The organism is Burkholderia thailandensis E264, from assembly GCF_000012365.1.
Lineage (GTDB): Bacteria > Pseudomonadota > Gammaproteobacteria > Burkholderiales > Burkholderiaceae > Burkholderia > Burkholderia thailandensis.
In genome coordinates, this window is record NC_007651.1 from 3548093 (window position 1) to 3569613 (window position 21521).

Genomic DNA, 21521 nt, shown 5'->3' on the forward strand with positions numbered 1-21521 from the left:
CGCAGGCGCGCCAGTTGCTGCGGCGCGGTAGCCCGTCGTTTCGGCGTACTGTCTTTCATCGCCGCGTGCCGCCGGAAAATCCCGCTCGCGCGCTTCGCTCGCCCGGCGCGCGAAGCGGCCCTCCCGGCTCGTAAAATCTGCCGCCGGCGCATCGCGGGGCGTCTCGAAAAGCCCGCAAATCGGGTAAAATAGCCGGCTACGCGCGCAGCGAAGCGGCTCGACGCCGGCGATCATCGCCCCTGTCGGCCCGCCCACCCGGCCCTCACGGCGGGAATCACGCGAGCTGCGCCACCGGGCCCGCGCCCGCCCCTCGCTCATCATCAAGGAACGCCCCATGACAGGCTTCGATCGTCAGACGATCTCCGACACGACCGCCAAAATGCTGCTCGAAGTGCAAGCGGTGCACTTCAACGCCGCCAAGCCCTTCATCTTCACGTCCGGATGGGCGAGCCCCGTCTACATCGACTGCCGCAAGCTGATCTCGTTTCCGCGCGTGCGCCGCGGCCTGATGGAAATGGCCGAGACGACGATCCTGCGCGATGTCGGCTTCGAGCAGATCGACGCGGTCGCGGGCGGCGAAACCGCCGGCATCCCGTTCGCCGCATGGATCGCCGACCGGATGATGCTGCCGATGCAGTACGTGCGCAAGAAGCCGAAGGGCTTCGGCCGCAACGCGCAGATCGAAGGCTATCTGGAAGAAGGCTCGCGCGTGCTGCTCGTCGAGGACCTGACGACCGACAGCCGCAGCAAGATCAACTTCGTCAACGCGCTGCGCACCGCGGGCGCGAAGGTGAACCACTGCTTCGTGCTGTTCCACTACGACATCTTCAAGGAAAGCGTGTCCGTGCTGAAGGACATCGACGTCGACCTGCACGCGCTCGCGACCTGGTGGGATGTGCTGCGCGTCGCGAAGGCGTCGGGCTACTTCGAGACGAAGACGCTCGACGAAGTCGAGAAATTCCTGCACGCGCCGGCCGAGTGGTCGGCCGCGCACGGCGGCGCGACGGGCGCGCAGGAGTAACGTCCCGCCCGCGGGCGACCATGCCCGACAGACAGACGAAACGAACCGCCCGCCGTCGACGACGGCGGGCGGTTTTTTTTTTTGCGCACGCGAAGCGGTTGCGCTCGCGCGCCTGGGCCAGCCGCCGGGGCTCGGTGGCGGCCCGTCGTGGCGGCCCGTCGAGCCGGTCTGTCAGGTCGGTCCGTCGCGCGAAGTTGACGCGACAGCGTCCGCCATGCGTCCCCTAATGCTAGACTTTCCGTCATCTTCGGATTCGAGCATCACATCTCGACCACGATCGGCGCCGGGCTCGCCCCGGCACAACTGACGGGAGAAGGGCCATATGCGTGTGGGTCGCCGAGTCGTGCCGCGAGGTTCGTCCCGTCGCCGGCTCTCGCTCGCCCTCGCCTGCGTTTTACTTTTCGGCCCGATCGGCAGCTCGCGCGCGCTCGCCGAAGACGCATTCACGCTGACGAGCGACGATCTGCGCCCCGGCGGCCGGGTCGGCGCGCCGCACGTATTCAATCAGGGCGACTGCAAGGGCGGCAACCGCTCGCCGCAGCTCGCGTGGCGCAACCCTCCGCCCGGCACGAAGGGCTTCGCCGTCACGATGTTCGATCCCGACGCGCCCGGCCGCGGCTGGTGGCACTGGGCGGTCGCCGGAATTCCGGCGAGCGTGTCGAGCCTGCCCGCCGACGCGAGCGCGTCCGGCTTCCTGCGCAAGCTCGGCGCGGTCGAGGCGCGCAACGATTTCGGCATCGACGGCTACGGCGGCCCGTGCCCGCCGCCCGGCAAGCCGCACCGCTACGTGATCACCGTCTACGCGCTGAAGGCGACCGACCTGCGCGTCGCGACAGGCCGCCCCGCGCAGATGTTCGATCACGAGATCGGTACCGAGTCGATCGGCTCCGCGCAACTCGTCGTCACATACGGCCGCTAGTCTGCCGCGAGGCGCGACCGCCGCGATTCGCTCCGTTCAGGAAATTCAGTCGTGCGCGACGGCGGTCGTCCGTGGCGTATCGCCCCGCTAGACTTTTTTCGCCAGCCGTCCGCACGCGCCGCTCGCGGACGGCCATCGTCCGCCGCGCGGTCCGCCCCGGCGCGCGCGGTTTCACTGCCTCATCGTCGTCTCATCTTGGAGAAACGGGAATGTCGAACCTCGTCATCGTTTATCACAGCGGCTACGGCCACACGAAGAAGCTCGCCGAATCGGTGCTCGCCGGCGCGCAGGAAGCGGGCGCGAACGCACGGCTCGTCGCCATCGGCGATCTCGACGATGCCGGCTGGGCCGCGCTCGACGCCGCCGACGCGATCGTCTTCGGCGCGCCGACCTACATGGGCGGCCCATCGGCCGACTTCAAGAAGTTCGCCGACGCCACGTCGAAAGCGTGGTTCGGCCAGAAATGGAAGGACAAGATCGCGGCGGGCTTCACGAACTCCGCGTCGATGAACGGCGACAAGTTCTCGACGATTCAGTATTTCGTCACGCTCGCGATGCAGCATGGGATGGTGTGGGTCGGCACGGGCCTGCTGCCCGCGAACACGAAGGCCGCAACGCGCAACGACCTCAACTACGCAGGCGGCTTCACGGGCCTCCTCGCGCAATCGCCGGCCGACGCGTCGCCGGACGAAGCGCCCGCGGGCGGCGATCTCGACACCGCGAAGGCGTTCGGCGCGCGCGTCGCAACGGCGACCGCCCGCTGGCTCGCCGGCAACGGGAACTGAGATCGCCGCGCGATCCGGCAAGGGGTCGGATCGCCTGCGGGGCGCGGCGGGCTTTTTTCGGCCGCACCGGTTACGGCGTCGCGCATCACGTCTTAAAATGATCGTTTTCCCGGCGGCCGCGCGCCGCCCGCCCCGATTCAGCGAGAGCGAGATGAGCACGAAAGTTTTTGTCGACGGCCAGGAAGGCACGACCGGTCTGAAGATCTTCGAATATCTGTCCGCGCGCAGCGACATCGAAATCCTGCGCATCGACGAGGCGAAGCGCAAGGACGTCGACGAACGCCGCCGCCTCATCAACGCATCGGACGTCACGTTCCTGTGCCTGCCCGACGTCGCATCGCGCGAATCGGCGACGCTCGTCGAGAACACGAACACGACGCTGATCGACGCGAGCACCGCGTTCCGCACGAGCGCCGACTGGGCATACGGCCTTCCCGAGCTGAGCCGCGCGCAGCGCGAACGCATCCGCACCGCGAAGCGCATCGCGGTGCCGGGCTGCCATGCATCGGCGTTCGTGCTCGCGATGCGTCCGCTCGTCGACGCGGGTGTCGTCGCGCCGGACTTCGCCGCGCACAGCTACTCGATCACGGGCTACAGCGGCGGCGGCAAGAAGATGATCGCCGATTACGAGGCGGGCGGCGCGAAGCTCGCGAGCCCGCGCCCGTACGCGCTCGGCCTCGCGCACAAGCATCTGCCGGAGATGGCCGCGCACACGGGCCTCGCGAGCGCACCGATCTTCACGCCGATCGTCGGGCCGTTCTACAAGGGCCTTGCCGTCACCACGTATTTCACGCCGGGCCAGCTCGCGAAGCGCGTGACGCCGCAGGACGTGCAGCGCGTGTTCGCCGAGCATTACGCGGGCGAAGCGTTCGTGCGCGTCGCGCCGTACGACGCAGCCGAGAATCTCGACGACGGCTTCTTCGACGTGCAGGCGAACAACGACACGAACCGCGTCGACCTGTTCGTGTTCGGCACCGCGGAGCGCTTCGTCACCGTCGCGCGGCTCGACAACCTCGGCAAGGGCGCGTCGGGCGCCGCGATCCAGTGCATGAACCTCAACATCGGCGCGGCCGAGGACACCGGCCTCGCGCGCTGAACGGCGCATTGCTTGCAGCACGAGAGAAGCCGGCCCGCGCGGCCGGCTTTTTTATTGCACGGCATGGAAAATGAAAGTTATTTAAATATCCTCACGGCATTAACAGATATTTACAAACTTTCAGATCCACCAAAAAACAAATCCGCGCAATTCCAAAGGCGTCGCGATTATCCCGAATAGGGATTTACCCGATGCACACGCTTTAAACGGATGATCCAATGCGCGATTTCGCGCACAAAACCCTGTAAAAACAAGGGCCACCCTGTCCGCCCGGACAAATTTCAAACGCTTGTCTCGTTTTAATTCGACGCTGCCCGCCTCTTATTTCGGGGTCCCGAATGCAGTCAATTGTTTAAATCGTCTGGGTTAGACGGTTCCGTCAATTGACAGCGGAAAACGACACGGCCAAATTAGCCCACACAATTAAACACATTGGAGACAGAGGCATGTCGGACGCCTTTTCGAAAGGGGTGGCAATGGCCATAGCCCTCGCCCCTTTGCTTGCCGCTTGCAGTGGAGGGGGCGGCGGCACCCCGGCTCCCATCAATGCGCCGCAATGCTCGGGCTCGAGCTGCGGCGTCCAGGGGCCGCCCAGCTCGAACGCGGGAAACACGTCGCTCTGCCCCGCGGACGCGGACATCGGCAGCAGCACGTATCTCGGCGGCGCCGGCGGCGGCGAGGTCGTGAGCCTGAACATCAACGCGACCACGATGACGTACACGCTCAAGTGGCTCGAATCGCCGATTCCGCTCACGACCGGCACGGTCACGCCGACCCGCGCCGGCACGACGATCACGGGCAGCGTCGCGCATCCGCCCGCGGGCACGCTGCCGACCGCCGAGCAGACGCGTTGCGCGTTCGTGCTGATGCCGGGCAGCGGCACAGCGCCCGCGACGAACTCCACGTACTCGACCGCTGCCGACTTCAACCAGACGAACCCGCCGATGATCCTGATCGGCTTCGGCGTCGCGGGCGGCGGCATTCCGGGCGCGACGATCCAGTACAGCGGCCTCACGATCATCCCGGGCGTGCTGCAAAACATCGGCCAGGTGCCGCAGCGCCATTTCGATTTCTATCCGTTCCTCGGCTTCGCGAACACGACGACCGATCTGTCGAAGCTGCCCGGCACGTACAACGCGCTCATCTACCACACGGTGCCGTCGAGCAGCTACGCGGCGAAGGCGACCAACTCGAACGAGACGTTCGATGCGAACGGCGCGTGCACGTCGACGAGCGCGTCGGGCTGCCTCACGACCGGCAATCCGTGGACGGCGGGCAGCAACGGCTACTTCAACAGCACGCAGGCGCCGCAGATCCTGCCGCAGACGCAGTTGCCGCTCATCGGCGCAACCGGCAAGTCGGCCGTCGCGCACATGGTGCTCGGCCAGTTGAACGGCGCAACCGTGCCCGTTGTCGTGCGCACGGGCAACGTGAACCTCGGCACGCCGCCGTTGCACACCGATGCGCAGGTCGACGACGAATCGGGCATCGCGGTGCTCGGGCTCGCGAAGGCGATCGCGGCGGGCGGCATCGACGGCGGCTACGCGGGCGCGGACTCGAACTTCAAGTACACGGCGACGGTGATCAAGGGCACGACGGGCACGTTCGTGAACCCGAGCACGCAGCAGGCCGAGACGGGCTTCGCGCTCGACTACGGCCAGTCGACGCCGGGCCTGCTCGGCGTCACGACAACCGACACGTCGGCGCCGGGCTTCGTGATCGCGAGCGGCGGGCTCTATGCGGCACTGGTCCAGGGCACCGTCAACGGCGGGATCACGCAAAGCTCGGCGATCGCCGGCCAGACGCCGTCCGCGCCTTACTTCGGCGTCGGCGCGCAGGTCAGCAAGTAACGAGACCCGCACGCGCGGCCGGCTCGACATGCGCCGGGCCGGCCGCGCCGCAGCGGGCGAGATCGAGAGCGGCCGCCAGGGAGCCGGCCGCCGGATAAAGACAATTGTGGAGTTTGGAGGAGCAACATGAAGCAGCGGAATCTGATCCTGGCGATGGCCTGCGCCGCGCCCTTTATCTCGGCGTGCAGCGGCGGCGGCGGCGGCGGCGAATCGCAGCCGCTCGTCGAGGCGGCGCTCTGTCCGTCGGCGGTCGACTACAACACGGTCTACACGGGCGGCGGCGGCGACGGCGAGCTCGTCAAGCTGCAGATCGACACGACGAAACTGACATGGCAGCTCACCTATGTCGAGTCCCCGATTCCGCAAACGACGGGCACCGCGACGCCGACGCGCGCGGGCACGACGCAAAGCGGCACGCTGACGATGGAAACGCAGTTGCCGACGCAAAAGCTCAACAACTGCACGTATCGCCTGAACGGCGCGAGCCTCGACCCGAACCGTCCGGCGCGGATCTTCCTCGGCATGGGCGTCGTCGGCGGCACGATCCCCGGCAAGGAGATCCAGTACGGCGGCCTGCTCGGCCAGGGTGCGATTCCCGACACGACGTTCCCGTACTATCCGTTCATCGCGTTCTCGTCGCTCGAGACGAACATCGCGAACCTCGCCGGCACGTATAGCCAGCTCGGCTACGGCCAGGTCCCGTCGCAGAATTTCGCGCCGACGACGATCGACGCGAAGGTGACGATCAACCCCGACGGCACCTGGGTCCGCTGCGACACGACGGGCATCTACGCGGGCACCTGCCGGCAGCCGGGCACGAACCTCGTGCAGTCGGCCGACGGCACCGGCGCGTTCGAAACCGATCACTACCAGGGCCAGGTGAAGCCGACGCTCGCGACGATCCCGCAGGCGAAGGGCTTCGTCATCGTCGGCAAGCTGCGCAACCAGCTCGTGCCGATCATGATCCGCACGGGCGTCGCGAACCCGAACCCGACGCCCGACGCGAACGGCGTGCCGGGCCTCACCGCCGACGACGAATCGGGCATCTCGATCCTCGCGCCGCAGACGGCGGTTGCGGTCGGCTCGCAAAACGGCGAGTACATCGGCGTCGACAGCCAGTTCGACTACCGGAGCACCGCGCTCGTCAACACGCAGGCGACGCTCCTCGATCCGTTCCAGCCGTCGCAGGCGTCGCTTTCGACGCCGCTCAACCTCGACTACACGCAGACGGTGCCGGGCACGGTCACGTCGACGCACGTCGGCGCGAGCAGCACGACGCCAACCGGCAAGTTCATCTTCACGGGCGGGGTGTTCGGCTTCCTCGACATGTCCAACTCGTCGTCGCCGTACTTCACGGTCGGCGCATTCGTGCAGTAACCGGCGCTCGGGAGGCCTTATGAAAAAAGCACTCTGCACGGCGCTCGGCGTCGCGGCGCTGACGCCGCTCGCCGCGCACGCGCAAAGCGCGGGCAGCAACGTCGTCACGCTCGGCTGGTTCCACGTGATGCCGCAGCAAAGCAGCACGCCGCTCACGACGAACGTCGCGCCGACGCCGATCAACACGCCGCTGCGGCTGCCGTCGTCGTTCACGTCGGCGGGCACGGGCCTGTCGACGAGCGGCGCGGACACGGTCGGCCTGACCGTCAGCCACTTCCTGACCGACCACATCGCCGTCACGTCGGTGGCGGGCGTGCCCCCCATCTTCAAGGTATCGGGTCACGGCACGATCACGCCGCCCGGCCCGGCGGGCGCGCTCGGCACGCAGAACATCGGGCTCGGCCCGGTCAATCCGATCGTGAAGAGCGTGCGGCAGTGGAGCCCTGCCGTCGTGTTCCAGTACTACTTCGCGCAGGCGAACGCGAAGTTCCGGCCGTTCGTCGGCATCGGCGTGTCGTACAACTGGTTCAGCGATCTGCAACTGAACACGAACTTCATCAAGCAGACGCAGAACAACCTCGGCGCGATCCTCGCCGCGGGCGCCGGCAAGCCCGGGCTCACGCAGGTGTCGGCGAAGGCGTCGTCGTCGTGGCAGCCGGTGTTCAACGCGGGGCTCTCGTACAACATCACCGATCACTGGGGGCTCGTCGCGTCGGTCACGTACATCCCGCTGAAGACGACATCGACGGTGACGATCAAGGCGGCCGACGGCACGACGCTTGCGGAGTCGAAGTCGGACCTGAAGGCCGATCCGATCATCAGTTACGTCGCGGTGTCGTACAAGTTCTGACCTGGGAGGCGCGCCCGCGCGGACGCGCCCCCGGGTTCGCGCGGGCAAAAAAAAGGTTCATCGCAGAAAACCGTGGAGCCTTGGAGAACGATTGCGTAACCTGACGCCTGATTTTATGGATGTCAGGAGGCGGAATTGCTCGATCGCAAGGCACTTCAGGCACTAGGTTGCTGGACAGGCTATCGGCTGGAGCGGGTGGAGTGGCCGCAGGGCGATAGCCGCACGCTGTCGCTCTACCTGAAGCCGGTCAGTCGGATCATGTACTGCGAGCAATGCGGTGCGCGTTGCCAGCAGATTCATGAAACGACCGTACGGCGGGTACGTGATCTGCCGTTGTTCGAGTACCGGGTGGTGCTGCACGTGCCTCGACGCCGAGTCTGGTGCGAACGCTGCGGCGCAGCGCGGCTGGAGAAGCTGGACTGGCTGGGCCGCTACCAGCGGGTGACGGAGCGGTTTGCCCAGGCCTGCGAGAAGTTGCTGCAGGCCGCCAGCGTACAGGCCGTGGCGGCCTTCTACGATCTGGGCTGGCACACGGTCAAATCGATCGACAAGATGCGCTTGCGCGCGCGCGTGGCCGAACCGGACTGGTCGACGATCCGTTATCTGGCGATGGACGAGTTCGCGCTCCATAAAGGCCATCGCTACGCCACGGTGGTGGTTGATCCGATCGGCCGGCAGGTCCTCTGGGTTGGGCCCGGACGGTCACGCGAGACGGCGCGCGCCTTCTTCGAACAACTCCCCGAAGGCGTGGCCGAGCGCATCGAAGCGGTCGCAATCGACATGACCACGGCCTATGAGCTGGAGATCAAGGAACAGTGCCCGCAGGCGGAAATCGTCTTTGACCTGTACCACGTCGTGGCCAAGTACGGTCGCGAGGTGATCGATCGGGTACGGGTGGATCAGGCCAACCAACTGCGACATGACAAGCCGGCCCGCAAGGTTCTGAAGTCCAGTCGCTGGTTGCTGCTGCGCAACCGTCATAACCTGAAGCCAGAACAGGCCGTGCATCTGAAGGAACTGCTGGCGGCCAATCAGTCGCTGTTATGCGTCTATGTGCTGCGCGACGAGCTCAAACGGCTCTGGTTCTACCGCAAGCCGGCCTGCGCGGAAAAGGCTTGGGGGCAATGGTTCGAACAGGCTCAGCAAAGCGGGATCGCCGTCTTGCAAAAGTTCGCCCAGCGCTTGCAGGGTTACTGGCACGGAATCGTGGCCCGCTGCCGCCATCCGCTCAATACCAGCGTCGTCGAAGGCATCAACAACACGATCAAGGTCATCAAGCGCCGAGCTTACGGGTACCGCGACGAGCAATACTTCTTCCTCAAGATCCGCGCCGCGTTCCCCGGGATTCCGCGATGAACCAAAAAAAAGCCCGCCTGAAGAGGCGGGCTGAATCCATATCAGAGGAGACATGGAGGAGACAGTTCGAACTATACCGGTTTGTTTGACGCAATGCAACATTTCCTTGGAGAAAATACGGATTTTCCCTCGAATGCCGGTTCTAATTCGCCGGTATTTGTGCCTCGCCGCCTAACCGTGCGCTTCTTTCCTCCTCCAGCACGGCGACAAGCCGCTCGCGCAGCAGCTCGACCGGTCGCATCAGCCGGCCCGGCAGCACGCCGTGCACGAGCCACACGTTGATCCCCGGTTCGACGTCCGCCGTCTCGACGATGCGCAGCGCGCCGCGGTGCGGGCTGCGCGCGAGCGCGGCCGCCGACGCGATGCCGAGCCCCGCGCCGCGCGCGACGAGCGACAGTTGCAGGTCCGAGCCGAACGCCTCGACCGCGACGTCGAACGGCAACCCGGCTGCGCTGAACGCGCGGCTCAGCGCCGAGCGCATTCCGCAGCCGTCCTGGCTCAGCACCCACGGATAGCGCGCGAGCGCGTCGAGCGGCAACGGTCCCGGCGGCAGCGCGAAGTCACGCGCGGCGACAAGCACCGTCGGCTGCACGCCGAGCAGCGTCGACACGAGCGTTTCCGGCATCGGGAAGCTCGCCGGCATCATCACCGCCGCGGCGTCGAGCGCCGCACGCTCGACGTTTTGCAACAGCGCCGGCGACCAGCCGGCCGTGATCCGCAGCGTGAGGCGCGGAAACGCTTCGCGCAGCCGGTCGATCGGCCCCTCGAGCGCGAGCTCCGACAGAAACGGCGGCACGCCGATCCGCAGCTCCCCCGCCGGCTCGCTGCCGGGCGAGGCAACGGCGAGCAGTTCGTCGACCGAGCGCAGCACGTTGCGCGCGAGCGCATAGACTTCCCGGCCCGCCGCGGTCGGCCTGAGCGGTTTGCTCTGCCGATCGAGGAGCGGCACGCCAAGCGTCGTCTCGAGGTTTTGCACGCGCCGCGTGAGACCGGGTTGCGTCAGATGGAGCTTGGCCGCGGCGGCCACCATCGAGCCGCTGTCGACAACCGCCACGAACGCTTGAAGATCACGCGTATTCAAAACAAACTCGCATAATCATATTAAAGATATTTCAATTGTCGCATAACAAGCGCGTCTCTACGATGAAGGCTCATTCGTTTCCGAGACCCTTCCGATGAACTGCCCTGCCGATCTTCGCGCCGGCCCGGCCGCCGGAGAACCGCGCGCCGCTCCCGCTCCCACACTCACGCCTGCGCTCACCGTGTTCTTTTCGGCGACGGTCGGTGTGATCGTGCTCGACCTGTTCGCCGCGCAGCCGTTGACGGGACCGATCGCGGCCGAACTGCGGCTGCCTGCCGGCCTGACCGGGCTCATTGCGATGCTGCCGCAACTCGGCTATGCGGCGGGCCTCGTGCTGCTCGTGCCGCTCATCGACCTGCTCGAGAACCGCCGGCTCATCGTGACGACGCTCACCGTCTGCGCGGCGACGCTCGCGCTGCCTGCCGTCACGCACTCCGGCGCCCTGTACCTCGCTGCGGTGTTCGCCGCGGGCGCGGCATCGAGCGTGATCCAGATGCTCGTGCCGATGGCGGCGTCGATGGCGCCGGACGAACAGCGCGGCCGCGCGGTCGGCAACGTGATGAGCGGCCTGATGCTCGGCATCCTGCTGTCGCGGCCGCTCGCGAGCCTGATCGCCGGCACGGCCGGCTGGCGCGCGTTCTACGGCACGGCCGCCGCCGCCGACATCGCGATCGCCGCGGTGCTGGCCGCGAAGCTGCCGTTGCGCGCGCCGTCGCTGTCGACTCGTTATGCGGCGCTGCTCCGGTCGCTCTGGGTGCTCGTCGCGACCGAGCGCGTGCTGCAGCGGCGCGCGCTGTCCGCGGCGCTATCGATGGGCGCATTCAGCGCGTTCTGGACCGCGATCGGTCTGCGCCTCGCCGCCGCGCCATTCGATCTCGGCTTGCATGGAATCGCGATGTTCGCGTTCGCCGGCGCGACGGGCGCGATCGTCACGCCGTTCGCGGGGCTGGCCGGCGACCGCGGCTGGGAGCGCCGCGCATTGCGCGGCGCGCACGTGGCCATGCTCGCCGCGCTGGTCGCGCTCGGCGTCGCAGGCGCGGGCTGGGCCCGGTTCGATCCGGCCGCGCATCCGACGCTGGCGCTCACGCTGCTCGTCGCCGGCGCGGCGGCGCTCGATGCGGGCGTCGTCGCCGACCAGACGCTCGGCCGGCGCGCGATCAACCTGCTGAACCCCGCCGCGCGCGGACGGCTCAACGGGCTGTTCGTCGGGCTGTTCTTCGTCGGCGGCTCGCTCGGCGCCGCGCTCGCCGGCGCGGCGTGGGCATGGGCCGGCTGGAGCGCGGTGTGCGCGGTGGGTCTCGCGTTCGCGGGGGCCGCATTCGCGCTCGACTGGATCGGCGCGCGCCGGCAAGCCGTGCGCTGAAACGACGACGCCCCACGTCGTCACCGACGCGGGGCGTTTCGTTCCTTCACGCGGCGTGCGGCCGCCGGCGCACCACGCCTCGTCGGCTGATGCGCCCGCTCAGTGCCGCACGAGCGCCATCATCGCGCCGAAACCGACGAACAGGCCGCCGGTCAGCCGGTTGAACGCCTTCGCGACGTTCGCGCTGCGCAGCGTCACGCCGATCCGCGTGCCGAACGACGCATAGACGATGTACCAGCTCACCTCGATCACCGCGAATGTCGCGACGAGTATGCCGAACTGCGGCAGCGTCGGCGCGGATGCGTCGATGAACTGCGGCAGCAGCGCGGCGGCGAACAGGATCGCCTTCGGGTTGCTGCCCGCGACGAGAAAGCCGTTGCGAAAGAGCGCCCAGCGCGACGCCGGGGCGATTGCGCCCGCACGGCCCGCGTGCGGCGCGGCATCGGCTGCGTCCGCCGCGGATTGCCCGTCGATGCGCGCGCGCCACGCCTTCACGCCGAGGTAGATCAGATACGCGGCGCCCGCGAAGCGCAGCGCGTCGAACATCGCGGGCCATGCTTCCAGGAACACGCCGAGGCCCGCGGCGGACACCGACAGCATCGCGACGAGCGCCGTCATGCAGCCCGACATCGTCGCCGTCGAACGCCGCAGCCCGTGGCGCGCGCCGTGCGTCATCACGAGCAGCATGTTCGGACCGGGAATCGCCGACACGACGAACACCGTCGCGACGAACAGCCACCACGTATGCAGATTCATTGCCGCCCCGCTTTCGAAATTGAAATGGAAACGCCGATTATGCCGGGGAACGCGCGCGGCTGTCTGCAGCGGGACAGCCGCGCGCCGCACGCCGCGCCACGTGCGTCACCGCCCCGCGCGGCGCGCCGCGACCTGGCCGAGCACCGCGAAGTCCTTGTCGCCGTGGCCGTGCGCGACCGCTTCGATCAGGCTGTCGCGCACGACGCTCGCGACAGGCAGCGGCACCGACACCGCGTCGCCCGCCTCGAGCGCGAGCCGCACGTCCTTCAGGCCGAGCCGCGCCTTGAACAGCGCCGGCTCGTAGCGCGACTCGGCGATCATCGCGCCGTAGCCTTGATAAACGGGGCCGGGGAACACGCTGTTGGTGATCACGTCGAGATAGTCGTTCATCGCGACGCCGTGCGCAGCGAGGAGCGCGCCCGCCTCGCCCATCGTCTCGATCGCCGATGCGATCGTGAAGTTCGCCGCGATCTTCACCGCGTTCGCGTGCTGCGGCAGCGAGCCGAGCCGCCACGTCTTCTGGCCGATCGCGTCGAATGCCGGCTGCATCCGGTCGATCGCCTCCGCCGGCCCGGCCGCGATGATCGTGAGGCGCGCGGCCGCCGCGACGTGCGGACGCCCCATCACGGGCGCCGCGACGTAGTGAATGCCGCGCTGCGCGTGCGCGTGCGCGAGCTGCTCGGCAAGCGCGACCGAAATCGTCGCCATGTTCACATGAATGAGGCCGCGCGGCGCGTGTTCGAGGAGCGCCGCGTCGAACACGCCGCGCGCGGCCTCATCGTCGGCGAGCATCGAGAACACCGCGTCGCCCGAGAACGCGTCGGCGATCGTCGCGACGCGCTGCGCGCCCAGCGCGACGAGCGGCTCGACACGTTCGGCCGAGCGGTTCCACGCCCGAACGCGATGCCCCGCCTTCAGCAGATTCGCCGCGATCGCGCTGCCCATCTCGCCCACGCCGATAAATCCGATGTCCATCTCGCGCTCCTTGAATTCGTCTTGTCCGTCGAAAGCACGAGTAAAGCACAGGCGCGCGACATTTGCCGTTTCGCGGCGGGCGTCGCGCGATGTGCGGCAAGCGTGCGGCGGTGCGATACTGGACCGATGCTTACCGTGACTTTCCGCTTCTACGAGGAGCTGAACGATTTCCTCGCGCGGCCGCTACGCCGCCGCGAGTTCGATCATGCGTGCATGCGCGGCGCGAGCGTCAAGCATGCGATCGAGGCGCTCGGCGTCCCGCACACCGAAGTCGAGCTGATTCTCGTCAACGGCGAATCGGCGCCGTTCGGCCGCATGCTCGAGGATGGCGACCGCGTCGCCGTCTACCCGACCTTCGAAGCAATCGACATCCGCCCGCTGCTGCGCGTGCGCGCCGCGCCGCTGCGCGTCACGCGCTTCATCGCCGACGCGCATCTGGGCGGGCTCGCGCAATTGCTGCGGCTCGCGGGCTTCGACACGCTGTACGACAACCACTACCCGGACGACCTGATCGAGGCGATCGCGGCGCGCGACGCGCGGATCGTCCTCACGCGCGATCGCGAGCTGCTCAAGCGCCGCACGATCACGCATGGCTGCTACGTGCGTGCATTGAAGCCGCAGGCGCAACTGCGCGAGTTGTTCGACCGGCTCGATCTGGCCGGCAGCGCGCGGCCGTTCCGGCTATGCCTGTCGTGCAACGCGCCGCTGCGACGCATCGATCCCGCCGAGGTCGAAGGCCGCGCGCCGCAAGGCGTGCTGCAGCGTCACACGCGCTTCGTCACCTGCGACGTCTGCCGCCGCGTGTTTTGGGAAGGCTCGCACTGGCAGCGCATGCGCGCGCTGATCGATCACGTGTCGCAGCCGAAGCCGCCGCACGCATGATGCGCGCATAAAAACAAACCCCGCGTTCGCGAGAACGCGGGGTTCGTCGTGACAAGCCGACGGCGGCGCATGCGCCGCCGCGGGCACGCGCTTACTGCTGCGCGCCCTTGCCGTTCGTGCCGGCTGCCGAAGCGGCTTCCGCCTTCGCCTTGGCCTTCGCCGAGCCGTGCTTCTTCAGCTCGTGCTTCGGCTTGCTCTTGTCTTGCTTCGCAGCCGAAGCGGCCGCCGGTGCCGAAGCCGCCGGCGCCGATGCTTGCGCGAACACGGAAGCCGAAGCGAGTGCGATAGCGGCGGTTGCCACCGAAGCGATGATCTTCTTCATTGTTTTTCCTTGAATATCCAAACGGAAATATCCGGTTAATGACGATGCGTTGGAGCGCATCCGACGCCGGTATTGTTCGAGATTCACCGCACGCGCCTTACGTGACGTAAGGTTTTTGTCTGCGTGAATGCTCGTGCGCCGGCTCTATAACGCCGTGCGTGCTCGCGGCGTTGACACGCCGGATGCGTCTTTCGAGACGATTCGAATTCGGTCCGACGAATCAAATAGATAGCTCGATCGGCGAATGATCTTTCGAATCTCGATCAAATGCGATGCGTCGATTTTATGGATGCTCGGCTCGCGTCTTGCCATTCAATTCCGTCGGATCGATTTCCGGATTCGGGCGGACGCAATGAGCGAGTGTGTTGCGGACGGCGCCGCGCAGTGACTGGCGGTTGGTCGATCGCCAATCAACGATCGACGATCACGGGAGATTCCATCGACATCGCGCGATTCGAAATGACGCGCGGCAACGAGATTGCGTGACTGCGGATCACTGCGACGCATGGCGAAACTTCGATAAGCGTCGCACCGCAGCGGGCAAACGCGGTCGCGAATCGATATCGCGGCGCGATCGATCAATCGCTCGCTGCTGGGCGTTCATGCAATCGCGCGACGTGCGAAGTTCGATGAGCATCGCCGATGTTTCGCGCGCGGCGCACGTCGATACGCACGTCGATACGCACGCCGATACGCACGTCGATCGGCGCTCCGCACCGCGCATTGCGTCTCCATCGCGATCGCGAAACATGCGTCGTGCCGGCGCGTTCGACATCGACGAAAGGCCGAACGCCGTCACGAACGATGCGTCGATGCACGGCGCGATTGCATTCGCCAGGCATCCGATTCGAATGCGATGCGCGCAATCGCGAATGGCCTGAGGCGAATGCTCGCAAACGGCACGACGCATCCGGCCGAAAACAATTTTTAACAGAACCGCCGCGCATGCCTTGTTAGGCTCGCGGCACGATCTGATTTTTTCTCAATCGTTTCGGCGCGCCGCCGTTCGCGCGACATCGCGTATTGAACCAACGCGAAACGCATAGAATCCGGATGCATTCTTGCCGAACGACTTACCTTGGATTGCCCATGAAATCGACTCAGATTCTCGCCAGTTGCGCGCTCGCCGGCGCGGTGACCGCGCTCGCCGGTTGCGCGGGCTCGCCCGCGAACGGCCCGCAAGCCGAATCGCCCAACGGCCGGATCATCTATGTCGCATCGCCGCGCAGCCCGCGCGATGTCGAAAGCTGCCTGACGAACCGCGTGGCGCAAGCGCGCGTTGCGCAGCGCAACCCGACGACCGTCCTGATCGGCCCGTATTCGGTCGATTCGGACTGGACCGTCACGCTCGCGCCGAGCGCATCGTCCGGCACGAACATCGGCGTCTACCGCCCGCGCAGCGGCGACGGAGATCCAGAGGAATCCGAGCTGCGCTTCCACATCGCGCGCTGCGCGATCTGAAGCACAGCGCATGCGGCGCGCCCACGTGCGCGTTCGCGGGTTGAGGATCGCGCGCCGCGTTGGCCGGCGTCGCGCGATCAATTTACGTCTTGCTTCATTCCTCCTGCCGCCATATAACCGGACGCATCACGTCGTGCCGCTTTGAGCCGCTTCGTGCCGAGTGCGTGCGATGACGCATGCCCTTACGCGTCAATTGCGCATTTCGCATGCCGGCCACACCGTGCTGTGCCGATGTGCTGTGCGGCGAATTGCGGCGGAACCGCTGAACCTTTGAACCGCTGAGCTTCGACATCGGAGCGACGGCGTTTCCGCTCGCGTCGCATTGCGGATCTCTTCCGGACCGATGCGTATCTCGGCGCCGCGCCGCAGCCACATCGATGCGCCCCGCCCAATAGGACAACGTCGCCTCTTCGGGCACAAACGATTCCGTGCCCTTCCCAAACTCCGCCAACGAAAAGCAGACGAGGCGTTGCACATCGAAACTTCTCATGCTGTCCGCTCACCTATGCGGCGCACAGGTTTTCGCAACGCTTGCGCTGTGCGCTTGTTCAGCGCATGACGCCGACTGCTTTCTGCATCGGCACGGGCACTGTTCGCCCCGTTGTCTTCAATTCTTTTAATTTATCTATGTATACGTAGTAAGAGTTAACAAAGGCGCCCCATTTCTGTGGAAAACCCGGGTTTTCCCTGACACATCAGAGAGACATCGATTCCATAACCCTATCGACTGTGCTTGAATATCCGTCGCGAGCGAAGGACAACTTCAACGCGCTCGGGTGCCGGGCACGCGTTATCAAGATATGGTCCACAGGCTGGGCGATGAGTTATCCCGAGGATTTCCAGAGCTTCGGGTGGATAACTTTTCCAAAGCAACAGCCCGTCGCACCTGTGAGGCAATCCGCCATCCACTCGAACGGTCTTCTGCTGGACAAATTCAGTGCTTGGGTGACGGCGGAGATTTATACGGGGCGATAGCGGTGAATCGGCGAGTGGTGCCGGCGAAGAGCGCGCTGCTCGTTAGTTGCAAAATGTGCTCGCCCCTGCTTCTTGTCGACGTGTCGAGTGTCTGGCCCCGACGCCATTCACCAATCGAGCGCGCCCCGAATCCGGAACGACATCAACGCTCCCAACGCTTGCCGAACGCCACGGTCGCTTCGCATAGGCAACCAATCAACACGCCGACGATTCCGACGAACGCAACCGTCGATCCGAGCGATGCAAGCGCCGATGCTTCGGCCCCGCGAAGCACGACGCCGAATGCCGCGAGCATCCCGAACAACATCGCGCCGGCGCACGCGATCGCATAACCGCGCATCAGCCTCGGATAGCGTGCGCGGCGCGGCCCGAACGCGCGAAAGAGCGCATAGCCGAGGCAGAACCCGTAGACGGCCGCAGGCAACCCGGTAGACGCAACCCAACCGCTGTCGATTGGCATGACGGACTCCGTGAATGTCGTCGTTCGGATAGGGCGCGCGATCCGGGGATATCGTGCACGACGATGCAGACGGCGCGCGCATAGTTTCTTTTTCTAAAATTAAGACAAATACAGGAACATCCACTCGCAAACAGCCACTAGCATAGCGCCGAATACCAGACTCCGACCGAGGGGCATCCGTTCATGCATGCCGGAGACAATGCTCGATGCATCCACCGATTCGCCGCGCGGGCCGCTACGCGCGCATCAAGCCCGCCATCGCCGGCGAGCGCCAATCACGTCGCGCGACGTCGTGCCTCGCCTCGCCGCGCGTTGTTCGCTCCCTCTTCCACTTGAGTCATGCCGGCTCGCGCAAGCGAGGCGTTCGCATCGCGCGCGCTTGAGGCGCCGCCCGCGCGCTTTCGCTCAGCCGATTCATACCTTGCTCGCCGCCCTCTAGGCGAGGCGGGCCACGCGCGCGTCGCACGACGCCGACGCACGCACGCCGATTTCACAAACCCAAAGGAGACATCCCGATGCAGAAAGGAAGTGCGGAAACCGACCTACACCGAGGACTCGGGCAACGGCAAATGCGCTTGATCGCGCTCGGCGCGGCGATCGGCGTCGGCCTATTTCTCGGCTCGGCAAACGCGATCAAAATGGCGGGCCCCGGCATCATCCTGTCGTACATCATCGGCGGCGCAGTGATCTTCGTGATCATGCGCGCGCTCGGCGAGATGGCCGTGCACGAACCTGTCGCGGGCTCGTTCAGCCGCTACGCGCGCAACTACCTCGGGCCGCTTGCCGGCTACCTGACGGGCTGGAACTACTGGTTCCTCTGGCTCGTCACCTGCATCGCCGAAATCACGGCGGTCGGCATCTACATGGGCATCTGGTTCCCGGACGTGCCGCGCTGGATCTGGGCGCTCGCCGCACTGGCCACGATGGGCTCGGTGAACCTGCTGACCGTGAAGGCTTACGGCGAGTTCGAATTCTGGTTCGCGCTGATCAAGGTGGTGACGATCGTCGTGATGATCGCGGTCGGCATCGCGATGATCGCCTTGGGCATCGGCAATCACGGCGTGCCGATGGGCATCTCGAACCTCTGGGCGCACGGCGGCTTCTTCCCGAACGGCGCACAGGGCGTGCTGATGTCGATGCAGATGGTGATGTTCGCGTATCTCGGCGTCGAAATGATCGGGCTGACGGCGGGCGAAGCGGAGAACCCGCAGAAGACGATTCCGGGCGCGATCAACTCGGTGTTCTGGCGCATCCTGCTCTTCTACGGCGGCGCGCTCTTCGTGATTCTGTCGATCTACCCGTGGAACGAGATCGGCACGCAAGGCAGCCCGTTCGTGATGACGTTCGAGCGGCTCGGCATCAAGACGGCCGCGGGCATCATCAACTTCGTCGTGCTGACGGCGGCGCTTTCGTCGTGCAACGGCGGCATCTTCAGCACGGGACGCATGCTGTACAACCTCGCGCAGCAAGGCCACGCGCCGCGCACGTTCGGCGAGACGACGGCGAGCGGCGTGCCGCGCCGGGCGATCCTGGTTTCGATGGCGGCGCTGCTCGTCGGCGTGCTGCTCAACTACCTGGTGCCGGAAAAGGTGTTCGTCTGGGTGACGTCGATCTCGACGTTCGGGGCGATCTGGACTTGGGGCGTCATTCTCGTTGCGCAGATGAAATTTCGCGCGAGTCTCGCGCCGGCGCAGGAGCGGGCGCTGCGGTTCCGGATGCCGTTCTGGCCGTACGGCTCCTGGGTGGCGCTCACGTTTCTCGTGCTCGTGGTCGGATTGATGGCCTATTTTCCGGATACGCGAATCGCGCTTTATGTCGGACCGGCCTGGCTCGTGTTGCTCGTAGTGCTGTACTACGCGTTGAAGCTCGAGCCCGAAGGCGGGAAGGAGGCGGGGCTGGCGCGCGGGTACGAGCGCGGGTGATTGATTCGCGAGTGAGCGGCGCGAGGTGAAATCGCGACAGCCCGCTGGGCGGGCTGTCGTGCGGTTCGGTGCGCCGCTCCGCCGAATGCTACGAGCCGATTCGGCCGACCAAGAAAAAAGGGCTCAGCCATCTGGCTAAGCCCTTTGAATTCGTTTGGTGGAGCGGAGGAGGATCGAACTCCCGACCTTCGCATTGCGAACGCGACGCTCTCCCAGCTTCCAGACCGTGCAAACGATCTTGTGATTCAAGGGGTTAGCATTTGATGCCCCCATTCGTCGAACTGGCTTGTCACCCTGCTGTCACCCTTGGAGAAGTGATGGCAACCATACGACAACGTGCCGACCGCTGGCAGGCGATCATCAAACGGAAAGGCTACCCGGTCCAATCGAAGACATTCACCCTGAAGAAAGATGCGGAGAAGTGGGCGAGACAGCAGGAACGTCTCATCGATGCCGGGCAGTGGATCGACAGCCCCCAAGATCGCCAAACGACCTTGGGCGAACTTCTCGACCGATACGCGAAGGAAGTCAGCAGCGGCAAGCGTGGAACCCGCGCCGAATCCTACAGAATCGAAAGTTTCAAGAAACTCAGTCTTGCGAAGCACGCACTGTCCGTAATAACGCCGCAGATGGTGGGGGTATCCGGAATTTCGTGTGTGAGGCGGGTTGAGATTCAGACTCCAATGTTGAATCGTTCCGGGTAAAGCAGTGCGAACTGAGTCATGGCACTCTTCCAATCGTGCCGGGAGCCGGTCCACTTGGCAACGACGTTGCGCAGCGCCAGCCAGATCAGTTTGAGCGCGGCCTCGTCCGACGGGAAGTGGCCGCGCGCCTTGATGATCTTCCGAAGCTGCATGTGCAGCGACTCGATCGCGTTGGTCGTATATACAATTTTCCGGATGTCAGGCGCGAAGGCGTAGAACGGAATCACCTGATCCCAGGCTCGGCGCCAGAGCGCGGCAATCGGAGGGTATTTCGTACCCCACGGGCTCGTATCGAACGCTTCCAGCGCCACGGCGGCCGCTTCGGCCGACGGTGCCCGATAGACCTCCTTGAGCGCCGCTGCGACCGATTTCCTGTCTTTCCAGCTGGCGAAGTCCAGTGAGTTCCGGATCAGATGCACGATGCAGGTCTGGACCGTCGTTTCCGGGAACACCGTGTTGATCGCTTCCGGGAAGCCCTTCAGGCCGTCGACCACGGCGATCAGGATATCCTGCACGCCGCGCAGCTTAAGGTCGTTCACCACCCGCAGCCAGAACTTGGCCCCCTCGGTCTGCTCGATCCAAAGGCCCAACACGTCGCGTGTGCCGTCGCGGCGCACGCCCAGCGCCAGGTAGATCGCCTTGTTGCGGACCACGCCTTCGTCGCGGATCTTGACTCGCAAGGCGTCGAAGAACACGACCGGGTACATCGGCTCGAGCGGCCGCTGCTGCCATTCGCGCACTTCGTCGATCACGGCATCGGTCACCGTACTGATGAAGTCCGGCGACACCTCGATGCCGTACATCTCCAGCAGGAAACCCTGAATCTCCCGCACGCTCATGCCGCGTGCGTACATCGCGATGATCTTGTCGTCAAAGCCGGTGAAGCGTCGCTCGCCCTTGGCGATCAGCACCGGATCGAAGGTGCCTTCTCGGTCGCGCGGAATCTCGACGTCGAGCAGGTCGTCGTCGGTCGTGATGCGCTTGCGGCTGGTGCCGTTGCGGTGGTTCGTGCGGCCTGCCGGCTTGGCATCGCCCTTCTCGTAGCCGAGGTGGTGGGTCAGTTCGCCGCCCAGCGCGCGTTCGAAGATTGCTTTCTTGAGCGCGGCGAGCTGCTCGTTGATCGTTGCCCGATCCAGCGTTCCGGGTACCAGTTGCTTGATCAGTTCCGGGTCCAGGTTCAAGCCCTTGCCCGGTTCAATCGTCACTTCTTCCTTGCGTTTGCGTGGCATAAAGTGGCTCCTTGGCCATCAGTTTATGCCTCACACACAAACATTCGGATAGGCTCCAGATGGTCGCGGCGTGGCGGGATGCCCGACTTGGAGAAGTTTCGTCCGGCACCGCACTGCGGGAGCTTCAGCTTCTTGGA

20 protein-coding genes and 1 tRNA gene are annotated in these 21521 nt (G+C 65.7%); 12 read left to right on the plus strand and 9 right to left on the minus strand.

The window, feature by feature from the left end; genetic code table 11:
• Positions 1-334 precede the first annotated feature (334 nt).
• The 8 genes from BTH_RS28035 (at position 335) to BTH_RS28070 (ending at position 9254) form a co-directional block, all read left to right on the plus strand.
• Positions 335-1021 (plus strand): orotate phosphoribosyltransferase, encoded by a 687-nt coding sequence (locus BTH_RS28035; RefSeq protein ID WP_009888218.1) that lies wholly within the window; start codon positions 335-337, stop codon positions 1019-1021.
• Between the two features lie 322 nt (positions 1022-1343).
• Positions 1344-1940: a YbhB/YbcL family Raf kinase inhibitor-like protein gene (locus BTH_RS28040; RefSeq protein WP_011402576.1), complete on the plus strand. Its 597-nt coding sequence runs from the start codon at positions 1344-1346 to the stop codon at positions 1938-1940.
• Positions 1941-2149: 209 nt separating this feature from the next.
• The gene (locus BTH_RS28045) at positions 2150-2725 is read left to right on the plus strand and encodes a flavodoxin family protein (protein WP_009888211.1); all 576 of its coding nucleotides are present in this window, start codon (positions 2150-2152) and stop codon (positions 2723-2725) included.
• Between the two features lie 151 nt (positions 2726-2876).
• A complete protein-coding gene (gene argC, locus BTH_RS28050) occupies positions 2877-3821 on the plus strand; it encodes an N-acetyl-gamma-glutamyl-phosphate reductase (RefSeq protein ID WP_009888209.1) in 945 nt (314 codons plus the stop codon).
• A 476-nt stretch (positions 3822-4297) separates the two neighbouring features.
• The gene (locus BTH_RS28055; protein WP_009910051.1) at positions 4298-5671 is read left to right on the plus strand and encodes a DUF2957 domain-containing protein; all 1374 of its coding nucleotides are present in this window, start codon (positions 4298-4300) and stop codon (positions 5669-5671) included.
• Positions 5672-5797: 126 nt separating this feature from the next.
• A complete protein-coding gene (locus tag BTH_RS28060) occupies positions 5798-7048 on the plus strand; it encodes a DUF2957 domain-containing protein (protein ID WP_009888204.1) in 1251 nt (416 codons plus the stop codon).
• A 19-nt stretch (positions 7049-7067) separates the two neighbouring features.
• On the plus strand, positions 7068-7898 hold the full coding sequence (locus tag BTH_RS28065; RefSeq protein WP_009888202.1) for an OmpW/AlkL family protein: 831 nt from the start codon (positions 7068-7070) through the stop codon (positions 7896-7898).
• 135 nt (positions 7899-8033) lie between these two features.
• On the plus strand, positions 8034-9254 hold the full coding sequence (locus tag BTH_RS28070) for an ISL3-like element ISBma1 family transposase (protein ID WP_025404127.1): 1221 nt from the start codon (positions 8034-8036) through the stop codon (positions 9252-9254).
• A 142-nt stretch (positions 9255-9396) separates the two neighbouring features.
• Here BTH_RS28070 and BTH_RS28075 read toward each other — a convergent pair whose 3' ends face one another.
• Positions 9397-10335 carry a LysR family transcriptional regulator gene (locus BTH_RS28075; RefSeq protein WP_009910052.1) on the minus strand — a complete coding sequence of 313 codons (939 nt, stop codon included), beginning with the start codon at positions 10333-10335 and terminating at the stop codon, positions 9397-9399.
• Positions 10336-10429: 94 nt separating this feature from the next.
• Here BTH_RS28075 and BTH_RS28080 point away from each other — a divergent pair, with 94 nt between their 5' ends.
• The gene (locus BTH_RS28080) at positions 10430-11698 is read left to right on the plus strand and encodes an MFS transporter (RefSeq protein WP_011402579.1); all 1269 of its coding nucleotides are present in this window, start codon (positions 10430-10432) and stop codon (positions 11696-11698) included.
• Between the two features lie 99 nt (positions 11699-11797).
• Here the strand turns inward: BTH_RS28080 and BTH_RS28085 are convergent, their stop codons facing one another.
• Both BTH_RS28085 and BTH_RS28090 read right to left on the minus strand, forming a co-directional pair.
• Positions 11798-12454: a LysE family translocator gene (locus BTH_RS28085; RefSeq protein ID WP_009906493.1), complete on the minus strand. Its 657-nt coding sequence runs from the start codon at positions 12452-12454 to the stop codon at positions 11798-11800.
• Between the two features lie 105 nt (positions 12455-12559).
• Positions 12560-13429: an NAD(P)-dependent oxidoreductase gene (locus tag BTH_RS28090; RefSeq protein ID WP_011402580.1), complete on the minus strand. Its 870-nt coding sequence runs from the start codon at positions 13427-13429 to the stop codon at positions 12560-12562.
• Positions 13430-13555: 126 nt separating this feature from the next.
• Here BTH_RS28090 and BTH_RS28095 point away from each other — a divergent pair, with 126 nt between their 5' ends.
• The gene (locus tag BTH_RS28095) at positions 13556-14311 is read left to right on the plus strand and encodes a Mut7-C RNAse domain-containing protein (RefSeq protein WP_009906498.1); all 756 of its coding nucleotides are present in this window, start codon (positions 13556-13558) and stop codon (positions 14309-14311) included.
• A 91-nt stretch (positions 14312-14402) separates the two neighbouring features.
• On the opposite strand, the gene BTH_RS34720 is transcribed toward BTH_RS28095, so the two are convergent.
• Positions 14403-14633 (minus strand): hypothetical protein, encoded by a 231-nt coding sequence (locus tag BTH_RS34720; RefSeq protein WP_009906499.1) that lies wholly within the window; start codon positions 14631-14633, stop codon positions 14403-14405.
• Between the two features lie 1089 nt (positions 14634-15722).
• On the opposite strand from BTH_RS34720, the gene BTH_RS28110 reads away from it, so the two are divergent.
• Positions 15723-16094 carry a hypothetical protein gene (locus tag BTH_RS28110; protein WP_009910060.1) on the plus strand — a complete coding sequence of 124 codons (372 nt, stop codon included), beginning with the start codon at positions 15723-15725 and terminating at the stop codon, positions 16092-16094.
• A gap of 94 nt (positions 16095-16188) precedes the next feature.
• Here BTH_RS28110 and BTH_RS34090 read toward each other — a convergent pair whose 3' ends face one another.
• On the minus strand, positions 16189-16584 hold the full coding sequence (locus BTH_RS34090; RefSeq protein WP_127446413.1) for a hypothetical protein: 396 nt from the start codon (positions 16582-16584) through the stop codon (positions 16189-16191).
• 627 nt (positions 16585-17211) lie between these two features.
• Entirely contained in the window at positions 17212-17529 is a 318-nt protein-coding gene (locus tag BTH_RS28115) for a hypothetical protein (RefSeq protein ID WP_011402584.1), read from the minus strand.
• A gap of 515 nt (positions 17530-18044) precedes the next feature.
• Between BTH_RS28115 and BTH_RS28120 the strand changes: the two genes are divergently transcribed.
• Positions 18045-19451 carry an amino acid permease gene (locus tag BTH_RS28120; RefSeq protein WP_009910062.1) on the plus strand — a complete coding sequence of 469 codons (1407 nt, stop codon included), beginning with the start codon at positions 18045-18047 and terminating at the stop codon, positions 19449-19451.
• Between the two features lie 155 nt (positions 19452-19606).
• Here the strand turns inward: BTH_RS28120 and BTH_RS34100 are convergent.
• From BTH_RS34100 to BTH_RS28125, 3 genes are all read right to left on the minus strand, one after another.
• Positions 19607-19672, minus strand: a tRNA-Ala gene (locus tag BTH_RS34100).
• Positions 19673-19696: 24 nt separating this feature from the next.
• Entirely contained in the window at positions 19697-20056 is a 360-nt protein-coding gene (locus tag BTH_RS34105) for a hypothetical protein (protein ID WP_127446414.1), read from the minus strand.
• A gap of 68 nt (positions 20057-20124) precedes the next feature.
• Entirely contained in the window at positions 20125-21384 is a 1260-nt protein-coding gene (locus BTH_RS28125; protein WP_009891862.1) for an IS256 family transposase, read from the minus strand.
• Positions 21385-21521 lie beyond the last annotated feature (137 nt).

Coding starts and splice junctions, on each gene's coding strand:
- BTH_RS28035 (WP_009888218.1), top strand. CDS start 335: ATGACAGGCTTCGATCGTCAGACGATCTCCGACACGACCGCCAAAATG.
- BTH_RS28040 (WP_011402576.1), top strand. CDS start 1,344: ATGCGTGTGGGTCGCCGAGTCGTGCCGCGAGGTTCGTCCCGTCGCCGG.
- BTH_RS28045 (WP_009888211.1), top strand. CDS start 2,150: ATGTCGAACCTCGTCATCGTTTATCACAGCGGCTACGGCCACACGAAG.
- argC (WP_009888209.1), top strand. CDS start 2,877: ATGAGCACGAAAGTTTTTGTCGACGGCCAGGAAGGCACGACCGGTCTG.
- BTH_RS28055 (WP_009910051.1), top strand. CDS start 4,298: ATGGCCATAGCCCTCGCCCCTTTGCTTGCCGCTTGCAGTGGAGGGGGC.
- BTH_RS28060 (WP_009888204.1), top strand. CDS start 5,798: ATGAAGCAGCGGAATCTGATCCTGGCGATGGCCTGCGCCGCGCCCTTT.
- BTH_RS28065 (WP_009888202.1), top strand. CDS start 7,068: ATGAAAAAAGCACTCTGCACGGCGCTCGGCGTCGCGGCGCTGACGCCG.
- BTH_RS28080 (WP_011402579.1), top strand. CDS start 10,430: ATGAACTGCCCTGCCGATCTTCGCGCCGGCCCGGCCGCCGGAGAACCG.
- BTH_RS28085 (WP_009906493.1), bottom strand. CDS start 12,454: ATGAATCTGCATACGTGGTGGCTGTTCGTCGCGACGGTGTTCGTCGTG.
- BTH_RS28090 (WP_011402580.1), bottom strand. CDS start 13,429: ATGGACATCGGATTTATCGGCGTGGGCGAGATGGGCAGCGCGATCGCG.
- BTH_RS28095 (WP_009906498.1), top strand. CDS start 13,556: ATGCTTACCGTGACTTTCCGCTTCTACGAGGAGCTGAACGATTTCCTC.
- BTH_RS34720 (WP_009906499.1), bottom strand. CDS start 14,633: ATGAAGAAGATCATCGCTTCGGTGGCAACCGCCGCTATCGCACTCGCT.
- BTH_RS28110 (WP_009910060.1), top strand. CDS start 15,723: ATGAAATCGACTCAGATTCTCGCCAGTTGCGCGCTCGCCGGCGCGGTG.
- BTH_RS34090 (WP_127446413.1), bottom strand. CDS start 16,584: ATGAGAAGTTTCGATGTGCAACGCCTCGTCTGCTTTTCGTTGGCGGAG.
- BTH_RS28115 (WP_011402584.1), bottom strand. CDS start 17,529: ATGCCAATCGACAGCGGTTGGGTTGCGTCTACCGGGTTGCCTGCGGCC.
- BTH_RS28120 (WP_009910062.1), top strand. CDS start 18,045: ATGCAGAAAGGAAGTGCGGAAACCGACCTACACCGAGGACTCGGGCAA.
- BTH_RS28125 (WP_009891862.1), bottom strand. CDS start 21,384: ATGCCACGCAAACGCAAGGAAGAAGTGACGATTGAACCGGGCAAGGGC.